The following is a 21,556-nucleotide window of genomic DNA, read 5'->3' on the forward strand; positions in this document are numbered from 1 at the left end:
CCGCCGTTGATTCTTGTATCCTGGCTGCGGACTGTCAGGTTGTCGGTGATTACCGCGTTCACCCGAAAATCCTTATCTGACAAACTTTGCGCGCGATAAAGACTCTCCTTCCATTCAGTGAAGAGAACCCCAAGCCTGATATATTTCTGCGGCGAATAGGGGCATGCCGGTATCTGGTACAAGCCACATCTTGCAGAACGTTGATAGGTGGCAAAGAGTGCAAAGCAGTGTTGGATAGCTACAGTTTATCGACGATTTTTCTCATGTGTGCGGACTCGGGAAGCTTTGCCGCCGCAGGTCGTCGTCTCAACCTTTCGCGCTCGGCGGTGGGCAAGGCGATCGCGAAGCTCGAGGACGATCTCGGCGTGCGCCTTTTCCATCGAACGACCCGTCACCAAGGACTGACCGAAGACGGACACATCTATCTGGAGCACGCCCGGCGCGCGCAGAACGAGTTGGAAGCCGTGCGTGAGGTGTTCGCATCGGGAAGACGCAGCCCCACTGGGATCCTGCGTGCAGCGCTTCCCGCCGCACTCGGACGCCATTTCATCGGACCGCTTCTGCTCCAGTTGCCGGGGCTCCATCCCGAAATGCACGTCGCACTTTCCCTCAGCGATCAGCCGATCGACTTGCTCGAAAGCGGATTCGACCTGGCCGTTCGCATTGGAGCGAGCCTGGATTCGGACGGAATTCTGCGCCGCAAGATCGGTACCCAGGCCATGAGCCTCTATGCCGGGCCTTCCTACCTCGAGCGCTTCGGGACACCGAGCAACCCGGCCGATCTCGATCATCATCACATGGTCGTCTATTCCCGAGGGCGCACGCTGCATTGGCAAACTCCGCACACGAAAGGCAAAGCCGGTCCCGAAGGAACCGCCAGACTCCAAGTCGACGACCTTGATCTTCTTGCCGACACGGCCGTTCAAGGCTTGGGTATAGTAAGCCTTCCCCAGTGGCTCGCGGCCCCTCACGTCGCGACAGGCGCCTTGCAAAGGCTGTCCGTGTTGGCGCCCCGTTCGTTCGACATTGCGGTGCTGTGGCCGCAAAGCGACATCGTTCCGCTACGCACACGGGTTGCCATCGACCACCTCGCCGCCCATCTCCCAGCGGCCATGGCCCTGGCCGCGCAACCGGAAAACACGGTCACAACGCAAAGATTGTAGCGCCCAGAGCTACAATTCGTCGCCAAAAGGGCGCGCGATCAATGACTTGATGGCCGCTATACCGCCTCTTGCCCGGTTCGACAGATCGCACCGGCCACGACATCCATACGATGGAGCGCCCCCGCGCCGCGATGCGGCGTCCTGACGGCGTGTCCCATCGATTTCGAGGAGGCCCAGATTGTCCGCAGCCCTGCTTTTCCAAGCTCCAGGCGTCAATCGCCGCATGGTGGGAGATATCGTCGTCACCACGGTGAGTGACGGCTATCTGGACATCTCCTTCGATGTTTTGAGGGGGATCGACGCGTCCTCTGCCGAAGGCCTGCTGGCCGCACACAATACCTCCACGTTGCCGCGCATAAACGTCAATATCTATGTCGTGCAGACGGCGGGACGCACGGTCCTCATCGATAGCGGTGCGGGCGGCTACAATGGCTGGGGAGGCCGTCTTCCGATCGCTCTTGTCGCCGCCGGCATCGATCCCCTGCAGATCGATACGATCCTCCTGACCCATGCCCATCCCGATCATATCGGTGGGATCGCCGGGCCGCTCGCAACACCGCTGTTCCGCAACGTCCAGGAGCTTTACGTCCATCGCGACGAACTCGCGTTCTGGCGCGACGACACCATCCGCTCCGGTGCTCCCGACGGCTTCCGTGCGTTCTTTGATTTGGCGCGAAATGCCTTCGACGCCTACGCCGACAAGCTCGTGCCCTTCACAGGCGAAGACATTCTGCCCGGAATCTCGGCCGTTCCTCTGCCAGGTCATACGCCCGGGCATACCGGCTACCTCATTACCGACAAGGGCGCCTCGCTACTGGTCTGGGGTGACATCGTCCACTTCCCGCATATCCAGATCACGCGCCCGGACGTCACGATCGCCTTCGACAGCGATCCGGCGGCCGCCTGCGCCACACGTGCCGCGATCCTCGACCGCGCCAGCGCCGACGGGCTCGCCGTGAGCGGCATGCATTTCAACCTGCCGACAGCCGGCCGGGTCGAGCGCAGCGCCGGCGGCTATAACCTGATCTATGACGCCTGGTCCCCAGCCCTGATCTAGTCGCTCCCCGCTGCGTCGGAGACCAAATGGCGCGCGCCCTCACTTCACGGCTCACGGAAACAGGCGATGGAAACTTGCGACACCTCCAAAGGCACGATCGTGCTCATTCACGGGCTATGGCTCACGCCCAAGAGTTGGGAGCCGTGGAAGGCGCGTTACGAGCGTGCCGGATACACCGTCGTCGTCCCAGCGTTCCCGGGCGTGAGCGATGACATCGCGCAGCTATGCCGGGATCCGTCCGGACTAAACGGGCTGAGCATGGGCGTGATCTTCGATCATCTCACGAGGCTCGTGGAACGCATCGTCGAAGAGACGGGCGAACAGCCGATCATCATGGGCCACTCGCTGGGCGGACTCGCGCTGCAAGTGCTTCTGGATAGGGGCTTGGGCAAGGCCGGCGTCGCGATCCACGGCGGCCAGTCCGCCGGCTTCTTCACCCTGCCGCTCAGTGTTGCCCGCGCGACATTGGCGATCTTCGGCAAGCCCTGGAATACGCACGGCACCATCCTCCTCAGCCCGAGGCAATTCCATTTCGCATTCACCAACACGATGACGCGTGAAGCATCCGACCTCGTGCGCCAACGCCTGCAAATTCCCGCGCCGACATGGCCGATTTGGCAGGCCGCACTGGGCATGATGCGCAACGCAGGGGATGCGCGTATCGATTACGCCAAGCCGGACCGCGCGCCGCTCCTGTTCATCGCGGGCGGGGCGGACAACATCGTCCCGGCAACCGTGAACCGCAGGAATGCCGCGATGTACACGACCGGGATCGTCGAGGTGCAGGAATTTCCCGGACGTTCGCACTTCACCTGCGGACAGGATGGATGGGAAACCATCGCCGATCACGCCCTGCGCTGGGCCGAGGATCATGTCGCGCCCGGTCGGGAAATCGCTTTCCAGGCCTGATAGCGCACGTTGGCTTCGGCCAGATACCCGCGCTCGAGAATATAAGACAATGACCAAATCCCTGCCAAACCCAACCACGCCTTCGAACCTTGCCGTCGCGCCGATTTCAAGCGCTTCCCGTAGTCGCCTGATAGTGCTTGGCTGTTCGATCTTGGCCATCGCCCCCATCGCGATCTTCGTCCACACTTGGATGTTGTATCGGCTCGGCGTGCCCTATCCTTCAGTTGTGGATTTACCGAAATGAGCGCGCGTCCTCGCATACGTGGAAGAACTTCTCGGTGTCGCAATTTTTTGCCGTGTGTCGGCATTGCAGTTGCAGCGGTTTCCCCCTGCGTTCGCCGCATGCGCCGTCGCCATGCAGCCATGATGCTCGCCGCCTTGTGCTGGACTGGGCTGCCTAGAGGAGAGTTCAAGCGTGTGGGCGCCTTCACGCTTGTGCTACTGGCGATGAAAGGACGGTTCGTTTACGAATTTGTCTATAGCTTTTGGGTGCGCCAACCGCTTCCCATGGCTTTTCTCGCCACAGGTCAGTTTTTCCTCGAAACTCTGGCACTGGGCTTGATGGTCGCATTGGCTTGGTCAATTTCAACTCACGGAAAAAGCGAACAGCCAGAACAGTGAACGGCCTCAAGGTTGCAGACGGACTTCCAGTTTTCCCGCTATCCACACGTATCCTAGTCATGGATGTAGCACCTTTTCAACAACGACCCACTGTGGCCATTCAGGTGCCGATTTCAGCTTCTCAGGAGCGGACGGTCGGCTAGGCTGGCGAACGCACTCTTTTGAACCAGGTCTCAATGCTCCTTTGGAGCACCTTGAGGAGGTCACGTCAGGGGCAGCTCATCCCCCGCCGAACAGTTCCGGATACGTCCACCACCAAGGATAACGCGTGTCGCCCAGCACCATGGTCACGATTGCGGGGTAGATGAGTTCGGCACGCACATCATTGCCTAGCAGAACAACACAGCGCTTGTTGAGCTCGTCGCACTGGACGATGTTGCCAGTCCAGTCATTATGGCCGCCCTTGGCGAAGAACCGACCCGACGGTCCCTTCCAGGTATCGACCCCGAGACCGCCGGCAAGATGCACCTGTGGTCCACGCGGATCGTAGGTGCCTAGCACCTCGATGGTCGGGAATTTGGACTTTGTGTGAATCGGCACTTCAGGCCGCGTCCATTCGGCGCGCAGTTCGGCCGAGAGGCCTTCGCCCATCATCATGCCGCGCCACATTCGCGCCTGATCGGCGATGGTGGAATCCATCGATCCTGACGCGCTGACGTTGTCACGATGATCGTGCGGCACAAAGCTTCCGTCGAACTTGTAGCCGTCGGCGAGGTGGTCGGCGAAATCATCGCGCCACTGCATGCTGGTGTTGGCCATGCCGAAGCGATCATAGATGCGCCGTTGCATCTCCTCCTTCACATCGAGGCCAAGTCCTTCCTCGAGCACAAACTGGAGCAGATAGAAGCCCTCGCCAGAATAGGCATAGGCAGTGCCTGGCGTGAAATGGAACGACATGTCATTGTCAGGCTCGAACCAGCGCAGGTTGGCAAGGCCTGAGCTGTGGGTCAGCAGCATGCGCGGGGTGAGCAGCCGCCAGGCATCGTCGCCTTCCAATGACGACCAGTCCCTCTCTCCGGCGCTGTACTCGGGCAGCGGTCTGGCGAGATATTCGCGGATCGGTCGATCCAGGTCGATCCTGCCTTCATCCACCAGTTGCAGAACCATATAGGCAAAGGCCGCCTTGGTGATTGATGCGGCGTACATGATCGTATCGGTCTTCAGCGGGCGCTGATTTTCGACATTGGCGTAGCCGAAAGCGCGGATGTGGGGGATTTCATTGCCCTCGATGATCGCGATAGCCATCCCCTTGACGTCGTTTCGCGCCATCAATTCCTCTATACGCGTATCGAGCGCATCATAGCCGGAAACGGCGGGTGTGAGCGGCAGGCGTGTGGCAGGCATTGCGGCTGATCCGCTCAGGCTATGCGCGATCCATGCCGCCGCAGCGAGGAGTAGGGTCTTCATTGAAGGTCTCCCTGTTTTCAGAGCACGTCAAAGGGTGGCGACAGGTGCGTCGCGCGGAATATTCAGGGTGTGAAAAGTCAGATGGTCAGCGCCATCGCCAGGCAACGAAGAAGCAGCCCAGGCCGCCGACAATCAGTGCAAAGCCGGGGATCAGCGCCCAGCGATTGCGGGGCGGTTGGTGAATTTCATTGCTGCCGACCAACAACCAGACGCGTTTGCCATCGGGCACTTTTTCGGTGAACATTGGCCCTCGCATCTGGGTCAGAAACTTGGTCTGTTCATCAGCTTCAGGCGTGCCGGGCGCGATTTCGCTATCCGGGGGCGCGTCGGCAGCGATCACGCCCTGCGATCTATAGGTGTATTCGAGCATCGAGCGCGCGGGCTCAGTCATGGAAAAGCCGACAAAACCTCCACCCAGCACAAGAGCGGCCAGCCCGGCAATCAACAGGCGGCGCGGCGTTTCGACGTCGCGGCGGGAGCGTTCAAGCAGCAAGTCACGCAGCGTATCGATGTCCCGCAGCCGGTCGAGCTCAGCTGGAAATAGTACGCCGACCATGTCGGTCGGATTGATGCCATAAACTTGGGCCAGTCGTTGATAAATGTCGCCCGATGGGATCGATTTACCGTTCTCCAGTTTTGAGAGATAACTCTGCTCGATCTTCACATGCGACGCCGCCTCGGGTTGGGTCCACCCGCGTTCAGCACGCTTCTGCTTCAGATAGTCGCCGAATTTCATGGCCGATCTTCCCGCTGTGAAGCTCTGTATTCACAAGTAGGAATGATGTGAATTCAAGTGGAATATCTGAGAATATCGTGAATTTGTGACTCGCAGAACTCGATATGGCGCGCTGATTGACGTCCGAGAGCAAGATCGCGCGCGTCTTATCGTGTCAGAAATCCTCCGCCGCCTCTTCCATGTCCGCCCCATTCCGGTCTCTCAAATTTCGAGTTCTGCCCACAGGAGCAGACCGATAGCACACTTCCTGGTGCCTTCCGGGCGAACGAGTAGCGCTGACGGTCGCCTCGGCCCTCTCAGCGCCATCAAAGCTGGCGATCGCGTTCGAGCAGTCGTCTCTCGTTAAGGCCGTTGAGCCTGATGCTTTGCTGCCTGTTCAGTACCGGGCGCTACTCCGCTTTGCTCAATGGTCCGGTGCTAGGAAAGGATAGTCGGTATATCCTTTGGTGCCGCCCCCGTAGAAGGTATCCTGGTCCGGTTCGTTGAGCCCGGCCTCAATGCGCAACCTCTCGGGGAGATCGGGATTGGCGATGAAAGGACGACCGAAAGCGATGGCATCCGCGCCGCCGTCCGCGATCGCATCCGCCGCGCGTGAACCGTCATAGCCACCGTTGCCGATATAGGTACCCGGATAAAGGCCACGTAGGCGCTTGAGGAGAGCCGCGTCTTCTTCACTGCTGTCCTGCCCGAAGAATTGCTCGATGACGTGGAGGTAAGCGAGATCGTAGCCCGCGAGCAGCTTGTAGGCCGCGGTGAAAGTCGCCTCGGGATCACCATCGGACATATCGTTTGCCTGACCGAGCGGGGAGAGCCTCACGCCCGTGCGATCACGCGGGAAATGCGCGCCGACACGTGCGAGGACCTCGCGAAGCAGGCGCAGGCGGTTGTCGACGGAGCCGCCGTATTCGTCCTCGCGGCGGTTGACCCCGTCCTGCAGGAACTGGTCGAGCAGGTAGCCGTTCGCCGAGTGGACCTCGACGCCGTCGAAACCCGCCTCGCGCGCGTACCTTGCGGCCTGTTCGTAGTCGTCGAGCGTTTGCGCGATCCCGTCCTTGTCGAGCGCAACGGGCTCGCTGGTGTCCTCGAAGCCGTTCTCGGTGAAGGTCTGCGCCTTCGCGCGCACCGCGCTGGAGGAAACGGGCTGTACACCGCCGGGCAGCAGCGACACGTGGCTGATGCGGCCCACGTGCCACAGCTGGCAGAAGATGCGCCCACCTGCGGCGTGGACCGCCTCGATGATCGGTTTCCAGCCTTCGACATGCGCCGGGGTATAGATGCCCGGGGTATCCTTGTATCCCTTGCCCATGGCCGAAATCTGGGTGGCTTCGGAGACGATCAGGCCAGCCGAGGCACGCTGACGGTAGTAAGTCGCGGCAAGGGCATCGGGAGTGCCGTCGGCATGTGCGCGGTTGCGGGTGAGCGGTGCCATCAGCACGCGGTTGGGCAATTCGAGCGCACCCAGGCGGAGCGGTTGGAAAAGAGCGGAACGGGTCATTTGCGGAAATGTCCTTTTTCAATCAAGCGCCAGGCGGGGTGCCGGCATCCTGGTCTTGGGGAAGATCGATGGGGGTGGCCTGGCAGATCGTGCGCAGCGCGTTCTTCAGGCCTTCCTCGATGGTGGGGTGGTAGAAGGGCATCGAGAGCAGTTCGCTCGCCGTGCGGCCCTGCTGAATTGCCCAGGCCAGCATGTGTGCGAGGTGCTCGCCTGCGGGTGCAACCATGTCGGCCCCGATCAGGCGGCCGTCGGGCGCAGCGGCGTGGAGGGTGAGCAGTCCGGCGTTGCGGCCCTCGACACGGGCGCGGCCCTGATCGTCGAAGTCGGTGGTGCCGGTGACAGCCCCCTCGCCTTGGGCCGCGCCGATCGTCGCCACGGTGGGCTCTGTGAAGATCATGCTGAAAGGGACATGGCGCTCTGCCGCGACCGGTGCAGGGAAGGCCGCCGCGTTGCGCCCGGCGATGGCACCGTCGTGCGAGGCCTCGTGCAGCAGGGGCAAGTCGGCAGCGACATCGCCTGCCAGGAAAACCGCGCTGTCGCCGCAGCGCATGGTGCGCCGGTCATGCAATGGAATGCCCTTTTCATCGCAGGCTATCCCCGCTGCATCGAGATCGAGGTCGCCCAGCTGCGGGGACCGGCCCAGCGCTGCGAGCACGAGATCGAAATGCGCTTCGCCGACGTCGCCTTCACCATCGGACCATTCGATCCGCGCGCCGTTCTCCTCGGCGTGCGGTGTAACCTCGACTCCGAGCTTGAGGTCAAGATCCGCTGCGATGATCGCGTGCAGGCGTTCGTGCACCCGGGCGCAGCGCAGGCCGCCCATGCGCTGCGCCCGGTCGAACAGCGTGGTTTCGACGCCCAGGTGCGCGAAGGCCTGGGCCAGTTCGAGACCGATGGCGCCCGATCCGACCACCGCGAGGCGGCGCGGCAGGTCATTCATCTCGAAGATGGTGTCGCTGGTCCGCACGCTGTCGCCCAGCCCTGCGAAGGCGGGAGGCAGGACGGGGCTCGAGCCGGTTGCAATGACGACCCGGTCGGCCTCGACCTCGCGCCCGTCGTCGAGCGCCAGGCGGCCCGGCGCGGTAAATCGCGCACGGGCCTTGATGGCAATGCCGGGGGGCAGGTCCTCGAAGGACTGGCGCGTCAGGCGGGCGAAGCGGTCGCGCTCGTCACGCACCCGTTGCAGGACGGCGGGACCGTCGATCGAGATGTCGCCGACATCGATGCCGAAGGGGCCTGCCGTCCTCACCGCGCGGGCCCGATGGGCCGCAGCGATGAGGAGTTTGGAGGGCATGCAGCCGACAGTGGCGCAGGTCGTGCCGTTGAAGGCCGGATCGATCAGCAGGGTCGAGGCGCCATTGGCGCGCGCGGCGCGTTCGGCTGCGAGGCCGGCCGTGCCGGCCCCGATCACCGCGACGTCGCAGCGCAGCGTCTCACCCATCTCAGCGGGCGATCTTGATCGACTTGATGTTGACGAACTCCTTGAGACCCTCGGGCCCGTGCTCGCGGCCATAGCCCGAGTTCTTCACCCCGCCGAAGGGCAGGTTGGGCGTGGCGATGTCGAAGGTGTTGATGAACACCATGCCGGTGTCGAAGTGGGTCCTCGCCAGTTCGCGGGCGCGCTCGACATCGCGGCTGAAGATACCCCCGCCAAGGCCGTAGCGGCTGGAATTGGCGATGCGCATGGCCTCGCCATCGTCCTTGGCCTTGATGATCGCGGCGGCAGGGCCAAACAGCTCGTCCTCGTAGGCGGGCTGGCCCGGGGCGACGTCGGCGAGCACGGTGGCGGGATAGAACCAGCCCTTGCGCTCGGGCACTTCGCCGCCGACGACGAGGCGCGCGCCCTTTTCCACGCTCCCGGTGACCTGTTCGTGCAGCTGGTCGCGCTGGCTGCGGCTGACGAGGGGGCCAAGCTGCGTATTCTCGTCGGTCGGATCGCCAAGCGCGATGGCGCCGAAATTCTCGGCGTACCGCTCCACGAAGGCGTCGTAGTTCTTCTCGGTGACGATAAAGCGCTTGGCATTCACACAGGTCTGGCCGTTGTTGTAGAGGCGGCCCTGGACGCAGGTGTCGACCGCGAGATCGAGGTCGGCATCGTCGAGCACGAGATAGGCATCGTTCGAGCCCAGTTCGAGCACGGTCTTCTTGACCTGCTCTCCCGCCTTGGCCGCGATGTGGCGCCCGGCCTTGTCGCTGCCGGTCATCGTCACGCCGCGCACCAGGTCATTCTCGATGATCGCGTCGGACTGCTCATGCGTGATGCACAGGACACCGAAGAGCCCTTCGGGCAGGCCCGCCTGCTCGTAGATTTCGCGCAGCAGAAGACCGCTGCCGGTGCAGTTTTCGGCGTGCTTGAGGAGAACGCCGTTGCCCGCCATCAGGCTGGCGATCGAATAGCGCACCGCCTGGTAGGCCGGGAAGTTCCAGGGCTGGATCCCATAGACGACGCCGATGGGGGAATGGGTGACGATGGCCGTTGCGCCGTCGACCTCGCGCTCCTCGTCGGCCAGCGCCTTGGGGCCTTCGTCCGCGCTGTAGTCGCAGATCGCCGCGCACAAGTCGACCTCGTCGCGGCTGTCGCCGATCAGCTTGCCGGTCTCGCGGGTCATCAGCGTGGCCAGCTCTTCCTTGCGTTCGCGCAGGGCCTTGCCGATGGCGCGGATCACCTCGGCGCGGGCTTCAAGGCTCTGCAGGCGCCAGTCGAGGAAAGCCGCGTGACTCGCCTCGACGACCTTGGTCGCCTGCGCGTCGCTCATGTAGGCGTAGGTATCCAGCACCTCTTCGGTGAGGGGATTGACGGTCTTGATGCGTTGTTCGCTCATGGCGTTTCTCTCGTGTCTGGAGGGATGGGCGCCCGCGGGTTCAGCCGTGACGGGCGCGATGCTTGGCGAGGGTCTTTTCGGCGGCCTCGAGGGCGTGCAGCACCTCTTCGTGCCAACCTGTCTCCGGGAGTTCGCGCACCGCCGAGTGGGCCGCGCACACATAGGGTGTGCCCGACCATTCCCCGGCGATCTGCCGCGCCCAGCGCGCGAAAACATCCGCCGCGCCCGCCCGGGGCTGCAGGGCCTTGCCCAGCATCGGGTGAAAGCGCAGCCGCCCCTGGGGCAGGACCTTCCCCAGCACGCCCGGCGCCTCGAGGACGCTGAGCGTGTCGTCGACATGGACGATGCCGCTGCGCAGGTGGCGCACCAGCACCGAGCCAGCGTGGACCGACGGGTCCTGCGTCACCAGATCGACCCCCTCGGGCACCGAGAAGGCCAGGTCATCGGCGAACTCAGCCTGCGTGGCGGCATCCTCGATGACCCCGCCCTGCCAGCGCAGGTGCGGGGCCTGTTCGCGGTGCCGCCGCGTCCCCACCAGCCGCGCCTCGGGAAACAGCTTGTGGACCGCCTCGCAATGCAGGGTGTGGAAGGGATGGACGTTGAGAATTGCGTCGATCGCTGCACCATTGTCGGTGAGCCCCAGCAACTCGGCACGGTCCTCAGGCGCTAGGTCATAGGAGTCGAGGACAAGGAAACGGCCATTGGCCCTGCGCACAAGCGACATCTGCGTACCGACATCGAGAACGCCCGCGATCTTGAAAGACCCGCGAAAGTTCCAGAAGCCGTCGGACAGCTGACGCATGGATTGCCTCCTTGCCGGCAGGATCGACCCGATGCCGACCCTCGCTCTTGGTGGGGAAACGGGACAGCCATCCATCGAGTTCCATTGCGTCAAATTAAATTGTACACGATATAAATAGCCGAAGCTATGACAGTGCGAGCCCATGCGCTATCGTCGCGGGCGATGCGAACGTCCGTGCAAGACCCTGCCCCGAACGATGATCCGCTGCGCCTCGATCGCCAGCTGTGTTTTCAGTTCTACGCGGCCAGCAACCTGATCGGGCGGCTTTACGCCCCGGTGCTTGCGAAATTGAACCTCACTTACTCGCAATACCTCGTCATGCTTGTCCTGTGGGAAGCAGATGGGCAGAGCGTGGGCGCCATTGGCAAGCGCCTGCATCTGGATACGGGAACACTGACGCCGCTGCTCAAGCGCATGGAAACGCTGGGCCATCTGGTACGCCAGCGAGACAAGGAAGATGAACGCCGCTTGCGGGTTTCCCTTACAGCGAGCGGAAAAGCCCTGCGCGGAAAGGCTCTGGGAGTGCCGGAGATTATGACACGCGGACAAAATCTGGAAGAGCTAGAAGCCCTGCGCCGCACCCTCGCCGACGTAATCGTTACGCTGAGCGCTGCGCGTGCGCATCAATAACGACCCTCCTCAGACACTCAGCTGCCAATTTTCGATGCCCAAGTGCGGTCGGTCCGCTGTTCGCGAGCTATCGTCCAGAAAGCGGCCCCAAAGTTTATTGGGCCATAGGTTCCTGAAGGGAAGTGCGCAGGTTCGAGAGAACCTTGCGCATTCGGGCCGTCAGGGGCCATTCGCTACGATGGAGAAGCCACAGGGTATCGACCACGGGCGGACCATTTCCCGCCACCAGGATCTGCTCGGGATTGCGAAACGCCTGCCGGGCGTAACGCGGCAGGACCGTGAAACCGAGCCCACGGGCAACCGGTTCCAGAATGAGGGCAATCTGGTTCGTGAAGCCTCGGATAGGCAGGCGAGAGAGACCGGGATTACCAGGAAAACGTAGCGACAAAAGCCGCTTGGCCATGGCCATTCCATCGGGGTGGTCGATGAAGCCCAGGCGCTCGAGATCGCCCCAGGCGTTCACCTCGCTGTCCGCGGGCACAATCAGTTCCAGGGGTTCGTGCAGGAAAGGCGTAACGCTCAGCCGCGCATCGTCGGGGCGCGTCGTCGACAGACCAACCTCGAACCGGGCATCCAGCACCGACTGGACGATCTCGGCATCGGGTGCGAAGCGATGGCGGATGCTCAACGCCGGTTCCCGTTCCTGGATGTCGAGAAGCAGGGGATGGAGCAACAGGCCGACACTGCCGGGCGTAATCAGGCTGATCTCCCCTTCCATGCGCTCGCCGTCCGACAGTCGCGATCGCAGGCGCAAGTCCGCCTGCTCGACCTCACGCGCATAGGCGAGCATCGCATGTCCGGCCGGCGTCAGTTCGAGAGCGCGAGGGCGACGTATCACGAGCTGGCCCGCCTGCGCTTCCAGGCGCGCCATGTGCTGGCTGACGGCGGCTTGCGTCAGGTTCAGGGCATCGGCGGCCCGGGTGAAGCTTCCGGTCTCCACGACGCGGACGAAGCTGGTGATCCATTGCGGGTTCATCATAATGAATTCTTATCACAATGATAAGCTTAAGGCACTTCTCATTATGAGGTAAGCACCTCAAGATCCTGACAACAGATCAGGAGAACACCAATGGCCCCCTACCCCCGCAGCTTCTCGCATATCGGCCTGTCGGTCACCGACCTCGACGAAGCCGTGAAGTTCTACACCGAAGTCATGGGCTGGTACCTCATCATGCCGCCCACCACGATCGAGGAAGACGAGAGCGCCATCGGTGTCATGTGCACCGACGTGTTCGGCGCTGGCTGGGGTTCCTTCCGCATCGCCCACCTTTCGACCGGCGACCGTGTCGGCGTCGAGATCTTCCAGTTCCGCAATGCAGAGCGGCCGGAAAACAATTTCGAGTACTGGAAGACGAGCGTGTTCCACTTCTGCATCCAGGACCCGGACGTGGAGGGCATGGCCGCCAGGATCGTGGCCGCCGGCGGCAAGCAGCGCATGCCCGTGCGCGAATATTTCCCCGGCGAGAAGCCCTACCGCATGGTCTATTGCGAGGATCCCTTCGGCAACATCCTCGAGGTCTACAGCCACAGCTACGAGCTGACCTATTCGGCCGGAGCCTATGCCTGAGGCTCTTCCCGAAACCTACCGCGCCTGGACCTGGGTAGCGGGCGAGGACCCGCTCGCCCTGGTCCAGGCGACACGGCCCATGCCACGGCCCGGCCCGGGCGAGGTCATCGTGCGCAACGCGGCAATCGGCCTCAATCCGGTAGACTGGAAGGTCCTCGGCGGCCTCGGATGGCAACCTGGCCATGTGCCCGGTGTCGACGGCGCCGGGACGGTGGTGAAGATCGGACCGGATGTCGATCCGGCCTGGCTGGGAAGCCGCGTGGCCTACCACCAGAGCCTGCACTCGCACGGTAGCTTCGCGCAGTACACCCCCGTCGGGGCATACGCGCTCATGCGTGTCCCCGACGCGCTCGACCTAGCCCTTGCCGCCAGCATGCCCTGCCCGGCGCTGACCGCCTGGCGCGTGCTCGCGAAGCTGCCCCCCGGCGGCAACCAGCGAATGCTGGTCAGCGGAGCGGGCGGCGCGGTGGGCAATTATCTCGTCCAACTGGCCGTGCAGGCGGGGTGGCGCGTCAGCGTCATGTGCAACATCCGCCACCGCGAGCGACTGGCCGGGCTTGGTGCCGTGGACTGGATCGCCGGGCCACTCACGCAGGAAGCTGAAATCGGATCGCCGCGCTTCACGGCGGTTATCGATGCTCTCGGCCCTGAACATGCCGCGCGGCTTCATCCTGGCCTGAAGGCCAACGGCCATCTCGTGTGCATCCAGGGCCGCGTGCCGGACTGGCCCAGTCCAGCCTTTGGCCGTGCGCTTTCGCTACACGAAGTCGCGCTCGGCGCCCTTCACCAGCATGGCGATACCGCCGACTGGTCGATCCAGACCTCGGCGGGCGAAGATTTGTTCGCGCAGGTCGCAGCGAAGACCCTTGCGCCCGAGCCCCTTGTCCCCGGCACCTTCGAGGACCTGCCGCGCCTGCTCGAAGCGCTGCGCAACCGCGATTTCAGCGGCAAGCCCGTGATCGGGCTCGCCTGATCCAAGTTCCACGAAAGAGGATACGATGCCCGCACTTTTCACCCCCTTCACACTCAAGGACGTGACCCTTCGCAACCGCATCGGCGTGCCGCCGATGTGCCAGTACAGCGCGCGCGACGGCTACGTCAGCGAATGGCACCTTCCCCACTACGCCGACATCGCGCGCGGCGGTGCGGGCCTCGTCATCGTGGAGGCAACCGCCGTCTCGCCCGAAGGGCGTATCACGCCGGGATGCACGGGCCTGTGGGAAGATGGCCAGGTCGAGGGCATGGCCCGTATCGCCCATGCCATTGCCGCGGGCGGAGCCGTGCCCGGCATCCAGATCGGCCATGCCGGACGCAAGGCCAGTGCCAACAAGCCCTGGGAAGGCGACGACCACATCCCCAACGACCAGCCCGGTGGCTGGCAGACGATCTCGCCTTCGGCCCTGGTCTTCGGCGGCGGGCTGCCAAAGGTGCCGACCGAAATGACGCTGGACGATATCGCGCGCGTGAAGCGGGATTTCGTTGCGGCTGCGATCCGCGCGCGCGACGCCGGCTTCAAGTGGCTCGAACTGCACTTTGCCCATGGGTACCTCGCGCAAAGTTTCTTCTCGGTCCACGCAAACACGCGGACCGATGCCTATGGTGGCGACGTCGCGGCGCGCAGCCGCTTCCTGATCGAGACCTTGCAGGCCGTGCGCGAAGTCTGGCCCGAGAACCTGCCGCTCACCGCACGTTTCGGCGTCATCGAATTCGATGGACGCGACGAAGAGACGCTTGCAGAGGCGATTGGCCTCGCGAAGACCTTCAAGAACGAAGGGCTCGACTTCCTGAGCGTCAGCATGGGCTTCTCGACGATTGAGGCCAACGTGCCCTGGGCCCCGGCCTTCATGGCACCGATCGCCAAGCGCGTGCGCGACGAGACCGGGCTTGCCGTTGGCACGGCCTGGGGCATGGACATTGCGCAGGACGCGGAGAAGGCCATTGCCGAACAGCAGATGGACGTCGTCTTCGCCGCACGCGCGTTTCTCGCCAATCCGCATTACCCGTTCCGCGTGGCCCGAGAACTCGGGCTGTCCGCAGCGGGAAGCGTGTTGCCCGACCAATACGCCTATTGGCTGCGCCGCTATCCCGGCCCCCAAAATGGTCCGGTGATCGACTGAGGCCAGGCAGGTCAACCTCCCAGCCTCAGTCGAACTTTCAAGCCGCTGCGCCGCGCGCAGCGGCAACCAGCCCATCAAGCCAATCCTGATGGCCGTTGATCATCGGATTGGGGCGCGCAAGGGCAAGCTCCTTTGCCGGTGCGCCGTTCTGCGTTTCCTGCGTGAGAATACGCAGGCGTTGCCCGGAAAGCTCCTCGATTAGCCAGGCATGGTGCACGTCGAGCCGATGTTCGTCATCACCCGACCACCCGTGCCAGGCGATGCGCGCAGCCTGGCCTTCAACAGGCGGCACGCATTCCACCACTTCGGCATCGACCGGGAATCCGAAGGTCTTGAAAAAGAAGCGGTCGCCCAGTTCGAGTGCGGGCCCCTTGTCCCCATGGATCGCGATGTCCGAACTGTTGGCGTAATAGCCAGGCCAACGCGCGGCCTCGACCAGGAAAGGCCAGATGTCGGCAACCGCAAGATCCCGGACGATAACCTCGTTCGAACAGAAATTGTCGCTGAAACCCGGGACATAGCCCGCGGGCCACTGGATTTCGCCCATATCGTACTCCTGCATGAGTGGGAAAACCTGAGCGCAGGATATAGGCGGGCGCTTGATATAGCTGAAATCACATCTCAATATCCCTGGCATCATGAAGATTGATATCAAGAACACCGACCTCAATCTCCTGAAGGCCTTCAATGCCCTTCTGGACACCCGCTCCGTTACGCGAGCGAGCGAGCGGCTTGGCCTGACCCAACCGGCCGTAAGCGGCATGCTCAACCGGCTTCGCGAGACGTTCGATGATCCGCTGTTCGTTCGCGCCCAGCGCGGGGTTCTGCCCACACCTCGAGCCGAAGCTCTCGCGGAACCGCTTCGGCGCGCGCTCGGCGAAATCGAGGCCTTGCTGCAACCCGATGCCTTCGATCCCGCGACGGCGGAGCGGACCATCGGCATCGCCGCGACCGATTACGCACAGCAGGTCGTACTTCTCCCATTCCTGAGCGCCTTGCGCACGAGCGCGCCAGGCATCCGGATTGCAATCCGGCACGTTGCGATGGAGACGCTGGCGCTCGACATGGAGCAGGGCAAGACCGACCTCGCGCTCGTCACCCCGCAGATGGCGCCCGAGAACCTGCGTGCGCGCCACCTGTTCGAGGAACACTATACCTGCGTCCTGCGCCGTGATCATCCGGCAGCGGAGCAGGCTATGGACCTCGATACGTTCTGTGCCTTGGACCACGCCCTGATGTCGCACGACGGCACTCGGTTCCAGGGTGCGACCGATCATGCCTTGGCGGCCCTAAACCGCACGAGGCGGGTCATCATGACGGCCCCCAACTTTGGTCTGGTCCTCGATCTGGTGCGCACATCCAACGCCTGTGCACTACTTCCCGCCCGCTTGGTAAAAGGTCAGAAAGGTCTGCATCTTCAGGAGCCCCCCTTGCCGGTAGCCGGCTTTACGAAGATTCTGGTCTGGCACGAACGGACCCACCACGATCCCGCAATGGCCTGGCTGCGCCAGCAGCTAGCGAAGAGCGTAAAAAGCGCAGGCGACAACGAGATCTCGACGCTGAGTGCGACCCATTGTTGATGTTGAGCAGTCAATTTTCCCTCCGCAGGTGCGGTCCGTCAGCTTTCACAATAATTGGTTAGCAAAAGTCGCAGAACGGCTCCAACCTGGACGAACTGCTGCATCGATGAAGACGCCGCAGCTGTCAGGCGGCGAAGTGTCAGCCCACTTTGATTGCCATGCCCAGCCATTTCAGGAAAGCGGGATCCGTTCCATAGGCGATGTTGATGCGCATCGCCTGGTATGGTGGCTCCTTGACGAAGAAGGCAGAACCGGGCGCGATGAAGATGCCGTGGCGGGCGGCATCGGCAATACGTTCGTGGTCGGTCATGGTGAAGTGCCCTCTCACCCAGACATAGGTACTGAGGGTCTGGGGCCTCTCGATCGTCAGTCCGAGTTTCTCCAGTTCCCGTACCAAGCGCACGCCGGCCTCCTCGACGCGGCGCGAAAGGCGCTTGAGGTGTTTCATGTAGTCCCCCTGCTCCATGAGCGCATGGATCAACCGCTCGTTGTGGGACGAGGTTGAGACCATCGTCACCACCAGCAGTTCGGAAAGCGCATCGGCCCGCGAGCGGTTCGCGGCCAGGTAGCCCGACCGGAAACTGCCCGCGAGCGTCTTGGAGAACGAGCCGACGTAAATCACCCGATCGAGTTGATCGAGCGCCGCGAGACGCGGCGCCATTGCCGGCAGAATGTCGGCGAAGGGGTCATCCTCGATGATAAGCATATCCTGCGCCTCTGCGATGCGCAGCAGGGCATGGCAACGTGCAAGGCTGGTCGATCCCCCGGTCGGGTTGTGCGCCAATGTCTGGGTGAAGAACAGCCGCGCGCCGCTCGCCATCGCCTGCTGGGCGAAAAATTCCGGATCGGGGCCGTCATGCTCCCGGGGGACACTGAAGATGCGGGCCCCGGCCAGGCGCAACTTGGAAAACAGAGGATAGTAGCCGGGCTCCTCGACCAGGACCGCATCCCCAGCGCGTACATAGTTGCGGATGATGAGATCGAGTGCGTGATTGGCACCATGCGTCATGACGATCTGCTCGGGGGCGCAGCCGATCCCGCGTTCGGCCAGCAACCGGGAAATCCGTTCGCGCAGAGGTGGAAAGCCGCGCGCGGTGTTGTAGTTGTAGGCCTCCGCCGAATGCAGTTTGAGCGAGGACAGAGAGCGCCGTAGCGCCGCATCGGCCAGCCAGTCTGCAGGAAGACGCCCATCGCCGGGCCGTATGGCAAGGCGCCGCTCAAGCTGTTCTATCAGCAGGGCCGCGCCGTCGGGAATACCAGCGAACGGCGAGCGGGCGGCCCGTACCGGGATTTTGAGCGCACGCGCGACAAAGTAGCCCGCTCCTGGCCGCGATTGGAGCACGCCTTGCGCAACGAGCCGTAGATAGGCCTCGACGACCGTGTTCTTTGAGACTCCCAGAACCTGGGCCTGCTCACGGATCGAACGCAAGCGGTCGCCCGGGTGCAGGGCCCCGTTGTCGATCTCTTGCCGCACCATCTGGATGACGCGCTCCAGCTTTGAAGCCGGTCCTTTTGGCATATCCTTACCCATCATAGTACTGGTACAGTAACCGTATGATTATGCAGAATTGTACCTGTAAGTCACCCCCCGCAGAGCTTACCTAGATCCCGATAAAGCGCGGGCCGTCAGGAATGGAGAAGGGGTGCCTTCCCATTCCGACCGGGCCTGCACGGATAAAAGGAGAGCCCTGAATGGATCGCACCCCCTATGTCCCCGAAATTCCTGCGCCCAGGCCGGATCACGCCCGCGCTATGGCCGCATCCCCATCGCCGTTCTTTGGATCACACGTAAGGCTTCCCGCTTTCGGCTAAGCGCATTCACCAGCCTCAGCCTGCCGTCCCGTCCGCTTCAGTCGGGACGGCGAAATTTCCACGAACCGTACCAGAGCGAGGCAAGATCGCCGGTACGGTTCTTGGCGGAGCCTTACCATGCCTCTTCGTTCCATTGCTTCCCGCGCCCGGCCGCGCACATTTTGCCATACCGCCACGCTCGCGGGTTGTGTCTTCGCTGTGAACCTGCCCCACCTTGCTCACGCGGCTGAAATCGAGCCCTTCGAGTACGTGTCTCTCCCGGCCGGAACCTCGGTCGAAATCCTTTACTTGGATTACGGAGACTACGACGGTTACCGCAATTCGACGAGCGCCGACGGCGCACGTCAGGATGCGGCGCTGGACACCTATACGGCCACGTCCAAGACCGCGCACTACTTCGACCTTGCGGGCCATCGCGCGCTCGTCAGCCTGATCCAGCCTTTCGGAGCTAGCCGCAATGCGCGTATCGGGGATTCCCGGCTTGGCGAAACAAGCGGTTTTGGAGACACCACGCTGGGCTTGGTGTTCTGGCCGATCGCCGACGATGCGGGCGGTACAAACCTGGGGCTGGCTCACTACCTCACGCTGCCAACAGGGTCCTACTCGCCCGATCGCTCGGTTAACATGGGAGGCAACCGCTTCGTTTCGAATTTCCAGGCCTCGCTGCACCAGCCCCTGGGCGGCAAGTGGTCAACCGACCTTGCTGCCGACATCATTTTCTATACCCCCAACTCCGAATCCGGCGCCGCCCGCCAACGCCTGACGCAAAAGCCCGCACAGCAGTACCAGGCCTTCCTCAACTACAGTTTCGATCCGACCCTGACCGCGGGGATCGGGTACCAGGGCTGGCGTGGCGGCAAGCAGAAGCTGGACGGTGTCGAAACGGGGGGGCGAACCGATTTCGACGAGGTTCGCGTCAGCCTTGCCAAGCTCGTCTCGCCCAAGTTGCAAATTCTAGGCGAAATCAGCCACCAGACCCATGTCGAGGGTGGCTATCGCCAGGATGTCAACGCCTTGGCGCGCATCGCCTATTTCTTCTAAAAAACAGAAATCTCGAGAGGATACGTCCCCACATGACCGGTTTCACCAAACACTCCGAACATGACTTCGCGCCGCTGCCGAGCTGGGAGGCAAGCCTTCCCACCCTGACAGCCGAGCCCTGGTTCAAGGTTTCCGACAAGAGCCTCCAATTGGAAGGCCTGTGCTTTGATCGGGATGGGAACCTCTACTTCGTCGACGTTTTTGGCGGCACCTTGTTCAAGCTCGAGCTGCCCTCGATGACACTCCACGAAATCTACCATGCTCCGGACGAGAACCCTGCCGCCATCAAGATCCACAAGGACGGCCGCCTGTTCGTGTGCTGCCTTGGCGACTTCGTGAATGGCCACATTTTCGCGATACAGCCCGATGGCTCGGGTCGCGAGACGATCATCGAGGGCCATGTCGCGGATGACATGGTGTTCGCGGCGGACGGCAGTTTCTATTTCACCCATTTCGTGGGCAAATCGACCGAGCCGACGGGCGGCGTCTTCCACGTTTCGGCGGATTACAAGACGATCACGCCCATTCTCGACAATATGGCGGGCCCCAACGGGGTAGCCCTCTCGGTCAACGGACGCAGGCTCTGGGCGACCGAGACCAACGCCAACCGCCTGCACATGATTGAATTGTCGCAAGACGGCCTCAGGGTTGCGCCGTACGGAACGTCGGTCCCCTACCATTTCAGTGGCTACCATGGCCCCGATTCCTGCTGCATCGATGCCGGCGACAATGTCTATGTCGCCATGTACCAGCAGGGACGGGTAATGATCTTCAACCGCAATGGCTGGCCCATAGGGCAGGTCCTGATCCCGGGACGTGAGAAAGGCCAGCTGATGCACGTCACGCATCCGATGCTCGTTCCCGGAACCGACGATCTGCTCATCACCACCAACGATGGCCCTGATGGCGACAAGGGATCGTGGATATTACGCTCAAAGGGCTTTGCCTCGGCCCACACCAGCTTTCAGTTCGATTGATCAGGAGAATGTCCATGCGCCTTGAAGGCAAGGTTGCCATTGTCACCGGAGCCGCGCGCGGCATCGGTCTGGCCATCGCCGAAACCTATGCGCGCGAGGGGGCCAGTGTCCTCCTCGCCGATCTCGACGGCGACGAGGCCGCCAAGGCCGCTGGACGGCTTGCGGCCGCATACCCGGGGTCCTTCGCCGCAGCCCATACCGACGTTGCATCCAAGGCCGACTGCGTCGCGATGTTCGCCACTGCGCACGAGGCGCTGGGGCCGGTCGATATCCTGGTCTGCAACGCCGGGATCGTACGCCCGGCCGCTGCGATTGAGGACATCTCGCCCGAAACCTGGGACAAGGTGATCGGGATCAATCTCATGGGCGCCATCTATCCTACCCAGGTCTTTGCCCCCGAGGCAAAGGAACGGGGAACTGGCCGGATTATCTACATGGCCTCGGTTGCGGGCGAAGTCGGCGGGGTCTCGGCCGAAATGACCTACTCGGTCACTAAGGCGGGCGTCCTGTGCCTGACCAAGGCAACCGCCAAGCAGCTTGCCCCGCATGGCGTGACCGTCAACGCGATTGCGCCGGGTACCATCCAGACTGCCATGACGGACATCCTGCAATACGACGCGTCCGTCCTCGAATCGATCCCTCTGGGACGTTACGGCGAGGTGTCCGACATAGCCGGGGCCGCCCTCTACCTCGTGTCCGACGATGCGAAGTACGTGACCGGCACGACGCTCGACGTGAACGGAGGCCTCTTCATGCGCTGATGCTGCGCACAACCCGCCGTATCGCTCTCCCCCCCCCCTTCAGGACCTGTGAAAGGCCA

The 21,556-nt window shown here is 62.8% G+C and carries 21 protein-coding genes and 1 pseudogene; 13 read left to right on the plus strand and 9 right to left on the minus strand.

What is annotated here, in order from left to right:
• Nucleotides 1-230 precede the first annotated feature (230 nt).
• The 4 genes from HT136_RS17725 (at nucleotide 231) to HT136_RS17740 (ending at nucleotide 3,750) form a co-directional block, all read left to right on the plus strand.
• Nucleotides 231-1,163 (plus strand): LysR family transcriptional regulator, encoded by a 933-nt coding sequence (locus tag HT136_RS17725; protein WP_214201159.1) that lies wholly within the window; start codon nucleotides 231-233, stop codon nucleotides 1,161-1,163.
• Nucleotides 1,164-1,341: 178 nt separating this feature from the next.
• Entirely contained in the window at nucleotides 1,342-2,220 is an 879-nt protein-coding gene (locus HT136_RS17730) for an MBL fold metallo-hydrolase (protein WP_214201160.1), read from the plus strand.
• A 66-nt stretch (nucleotides 2,221-2,286) separates the two neighbouring features.
• The gene (locus tag HT136_RS17735; protein ID WP_214201161.1) at nucleotides 2,287-3,129 is read left to right on the plus strand and encodes an alpha/beta hydrolase; all 843 of its coding nucleotides are present in this window, start codon (nucleotides 2,287-2,289) and stop codon (nucleotides 3,127-3,129) included.
• A 342-nt stretch (nucleotides 3,130-3,471) separates the two neighbouring features.
• Entirely contained in the window at nucleotides 3,472-3,750 is a 279-nt protein-coding gene (locus tag HT136_RS17740; RefSeq protein ID WP_214201162.1) for a hypothetical protein, read from the plus strand.
• Between the two features lie 219 nt (nucleotides 3,751-3,969).
• On the opposite strand, the gene HT136_RS17745 is transcribed toward HT136_RS17740, so the two are convergent.
• The 6 genes from HT136_RS17745 to HT136_RS17770 form a co-directional block, all read right to left on the minus strand.
• Complete coding sequence (locus HT136_RS17745; RefSeq protein WP_214201163.1) at nucleotides 3,970-5,157, minus strand: serine hydrolase domain-containing protein; 1,188 nt, start codon at nucleotides 5,155-5,157, stop codon at nucleotides 3,970-3,972.
• Nucleotides 5,158-5,242: 85 nt separating this feature from the next.
• Nucleotides 5,243-5,893, minus strand: a complete 651-nt coding sequence (locus HT136_RS17750) for a helix-turn-helix domain-containing protein (RefSeq protein WP_214201164.1) — start codon at nucleotides 5,891-5,893, stop codon at nucleotides 5,243-5,245.
• A gap of 403 nt (nucleotides 5,894-6,296) precedes the next feature.
• Complete coding sequence (locus tag HT136_RS17755) at nucleotides 6,297-7,388, minus strand: alkene reductase (protein WP_214201165.1); 1,092 nt, start codon at nucleotides 7,386-7,388, stop codon at nucleotides 6,297-6,299.
• A gap of 22 nt (nucleotides 7,389-7,410) precedes the next feature.
• Nucleotides 7,411-8,829, minus strand: a complete 1,419-nt coding sequence (locus HT136_RS17760) for a dihydrolipoyl dehydrogenase (protein WP_214201166.1) — start codon at nucleotides 8,827-8,829, stop codon at nucleotides 7,411-7,413.
• 1 nt (nucleotide 8,830) lies between these two features.
• Entirely contained in the window at nucleotides 8,831-10,210 is a 1,380-nt protein-coding gene (locus HT136_RS17765; protein ID WP_214201167.1) for an NAD-dependent succinate-semialdehyde dehydrogenase, read from the minus strand.
• A 40-nt stretch (nucleotides 10,211-10,250) separates the two neighbouring features.
• A complete protein-coding gene (locus HT136_RS17770) occupies nucleotides 10,251-11,012 on the minus strand; it encodes a hypothetical protein (RefSeq protein ID WP_214201168.1) in 762 nt (253 codons plus the stop codon).
• A 174-nt stretch (nucleotides 11,013-11,186) separates the two neighbouring features.
• Here HT136_RS17770 and HT136_RS17775 point away from each other — a divergent pair, with 174 nt between their 5' ends.
• Nucleotides 11,187-11,642 (plus strand): MarR family winged helix-turn-helix transcriptional regulator, encoded by a 456-nt coding sequence (locus HT136_RS17775; protein ID WP_343222231.1) that lies wholly within the window; start codon nucleotides 11,187-11,189, stop codon nucleotides 11,640-11,642.
• A 94-nt stretch (nucleotides 11,643-11,736) separates the two neighbouring features.
• Here the strand turns inward: HT136_RS17775 and HT136_RS17780 are convergent, their stop codons facing one another.
• Entirely contained in the window at nucleotides 11,737-12,621 is an 885-nt protein-coding gene (locus tag HT136_RS17780; protein WP_214201169.1) for a LysR family transcriptional regulator, read from the minus strand.
• A 90-nt stretch (nucleotides 12,622-12,711) separates the two neighbouring features.
• On the opposite strand from HT136_RS17780, the gene HT136_RS17785 reads away from it, so the two are divergent.
• From HT136_RS17785 to HT136_RS17795, 3 genes are read left to right on the plus strand one after another with little or no spacing between them, the layout of a single operon-like run.
• On the plus strand, nucleotides 12,712-13,209 hold the full coding sequence (locus tag HT136_RS17785; RefSeq protein ID WP_214201170.1) for a lactoylglutathione lyase family protein: 498 nt from the start codon (nucleotides 12,712-12,714) through the stop codon (nucleotides 13,207-13,209).
• Nucleotides 13,202-14,182 carry a zinc-binding dehydrogenase gene (locus HT136_RS17790; protein WP_214201171.1) on the plus strand — a complete coding sequence of 327 codons (981 nt, stop codon included), beginning with the start codon at nucleotides 13,202-13,204 and terminating at the stop codon, nucleotides 14,180-14,182. The genes HT136_RS17785 and HT136_RS17790 overlap by 8 nt, the downstream gene beginning before the upstream one ends.
• A 25-nt stretch (nucleotides 14,183-14,207) precedes the next feature.
• Entirely contained in the window at nucleotides 14,208-15,326 is a 1,119-nt protein-coding gene (locus HT136_RS17795) for an NADH:flavin oxidoreductase/NADH oxidase (protein ID WP_214201172.1), read from the plus strand.
• A gap of 37 nt (nucleotides 15,327-15,363) precedes the next feature.
• Here the strand turns inward: HT136_RS17795 and HT136_RS17800 are convergent, their stop codons facing one another.
• A complete protein-coding gene (locus tag HT136_RS17800) occupies nucleotides 15,364-15,888 on the minus strand; it encodes an SRPBCC family protein (RefSeq protein WP_246543862.1) in 525 nt (174 codons plus the stop codon).
• A gap of 76 nt (nucleotides 15,889-15,964) precedes the next feature.
• Here HT136_RS17800 and HT136_RS26340 point away from each other — a divergent pair.
• A pseudogene (locus HT136_RS26340) lies at nucleotides 15,965-16,111 on the plus strand (LysR family transcriptional regulator); the annotation flags it as partial.
• A gap of 105 nt (nucleotides 16,112-16,216) precedes the next feature.
• The gene (locus tag HT136_RS17805; RefSeq protein WP_246543877.1) at nucleotides 16,217-16,906 is read left to right on the plus strand and encodes a LysR substrate-binding domain-containing protein; all 690 of its coding nucleotides are present in this window, start codon (nucleotides 16,217-16,219) and stop codon (nucleotides 16,904-16,906) included.
• Between the two features lie 139 nt (nucleotides 16,907-17,045).
• Here HT136_RS17805 and HT136_RS17810 read toward each other — a convergent pair whose 3' ends face one another.
• Nucleotides 17,046-18,425 (minus strand): aminotransferase-like domain-containing protein, encoded by a 1,380-nt coding sequence (locus tag HT136_RS17810; protein WP_214201174.1) that lies wholly within the window; start codon nucleotides 18,423-18,425, stop codon nucleotides 17,046-17,048.
• 581 nt (nucleotides 18,426-19,006) lie between these two features.
• On the opposite strand from HT136_RS17810, the gene HT136_RS17815 reads away from it, so the two are divergent.
• Genes HT136_RS17815 through HT136_RS17825 form a run of 3 tightly spaced genes read left to right on the plus strand, consistent with a single transcriptional unit; the run spans nucleotide 19,007 to nucleotide 21,497 of the window.
• Complete coding sequence (locus HT136_RS17815; RefSeq protein WP_214201175.1) at nucleotides 19,007-19,759, plus strand: transporter; 753 nt, start codon at nucleotides 19,007-19,009, stop codon at nucleotides 19,757-19,759.
• A gap of 32 nt (nucleotides 19,760-19,791) precedes the next feature.
• Nucleotides 19,792-20,736: an SMP-30/gluconolactonase/LRE family protein gene (locus HT136_RS17820; RefSeq protein ID WP_214201176.1), complete on the plus strand. Its 945-nt coding sequence runs from the start codon at nucleotides 19,792-19,794 to the stop codon at nucleotides 20,734-20,736.
• 14 nt (nucleotides 20,737-20,750) lie between these two features.
• Nucleotides 20,751-21,497: an SDR family NAD(P)-dependent oxidoreductase gene (locus tag HT136_RS17825; RefSeq protein ID WP_214201177.1), complete on the plus strand. Its 747-nt coding sequence runs from the start codon at nucleotides 20,751-20,753 to the stop codon at nucleotides 21,495-21,497.
• Nucleotides 21,498-21,556 lie beyond the last annotated feature (59 nt).

This window comes from Novosphingobium profundi (genome assembly GCF_018491765.1).
Classification (GTDB): Bacteria; Pseudomonadota; Alphaproteobacteria; order Sphingomonadales; family Sphingomonadaceae; genus Novosphingobium; species Novosphingobium profundi.

What these genes read in the sequence shown, in the direction of transcription:
- HT136_RS17735 (WP_214201161.1), top strand. Translation starts at nt 2,287, where the DNA reads ATGGAAACTTGCGACACCTCCAAAGGCACGATCGTGCTCATTCACGGG.
- HT136_RS17740 (WP_214201162.1), top strand. Translation starts at nt 3,472, where the DNA reads ATGCGCCGTCGCCATGCAGCCATGATGCTCGCCGCCTTGTGCTGGACT.
- HT136_RS17745 (WP_214201163.1), bottom strand. Translation starts at nt 5,157, where the DNA reads ATGAAGACCCTACTCCTCGCTGCGGCGGCATGGATCGCGCATAGCCTG.
- HT136_RS17750 (WP_214201164.1), bottom strand. Translation starts at nt 5,893, where the DNA reads ATGAAATTCGGCGACTATCTGAAGCAGAAGCGTGCTGAACGCGGGTGG.
- HT136_RS17755 (WP_214201165.1), bottom strand. Translation starts at nt 7,388, where the DNA reads ATGACCCGTTCCGCTCTTTTCCAACCGCTCCGCCTGGGTGCGCTCGAA.
- HT136_RS17760 (WP_214201166.1), bottom strand. Translation starts at nt 8,829, where the DNA reads ATGGGTGAGACGCTGCGCTGCGACGTCGCGGTGATCGGGGCCGGCACG.
- HT136_RS17765 (WP_214201167.1), bottom strand. Translation starts at nt 10,210, where the DNA reads ATGAGCGAACAACGCATCAAGACCGTCAATCCCCTCACCGAAGAGGTG.
- HT136_RS17770 (WP_214201168.1), bottom strand. Translation starts at nt 11,012, where the DNA reads ATGCGTCAGCTGTCCGACGGCTTCTGGAACTTTCGCGGGTCTTTCAAG.
- HT136_RS17780 (WP_214201169.1), bottom strand. Translation starts at nt 12,621, where the DNA reads ATGATGAACCCGCAATGGATCACCAGCTTCGTCCGCGTCGTGGAGACC.
- HT136_RS17785 (WP_214201170.1), top strand. Translation starts at nt 12,712, where the DNA reads ATGGCCCCCTACCCCCGCAGCTTCTCGCATATCGGCCTGTCGGTCACC.
- HT136_RS17790 (WP_214201171.1), top strand. Translation starts at nt 13,202, where the DNA reads ATGCCTGAGGCTCTTCCCGAAACCTACCGCGCCTGGACCTGGGTAGCG.
- HT136_RS17795 (WP_214201172.1), top strand. Translation starts at nt 14,208, where the DNA reads ATGCCCGCACTTTTCACCCCCTTCACACTCAAGGACGTGACCCTTCGC.
- HT136_RS17800 (WP_246543862.1), bottom strand. Translation starts at nt 15,888, where the DNA reads ATGCAGGAGTACGATATGGGCGAAATCCAGTGGCCCGCGGGCTATGTC.
- HT136_RS17810 (WP_214201174.1), bottom strand. Translation starts at nt 18,425, where the DNA reads ATGCCAAAAGGACCGGCTTCAAAGCTGGAGCGCGTCATCCAGATGGTG.
- HT136_RS17820 (WP_214201176.1), top strand. Translation starts at nt 19,792, where the DNA reads ATGACCGGTTTCACCAAACACTCCGAACATGACTTCGCGCCGCTGCCG.
- HT136_RS17825 (WP_214201177.1), top strand. Translation starts at nt 20,751, where the DNA reads ATGCGCCTTGAAGGCAAGGTTGCCATTGTCACCGGAGCCGCGCGCGGC.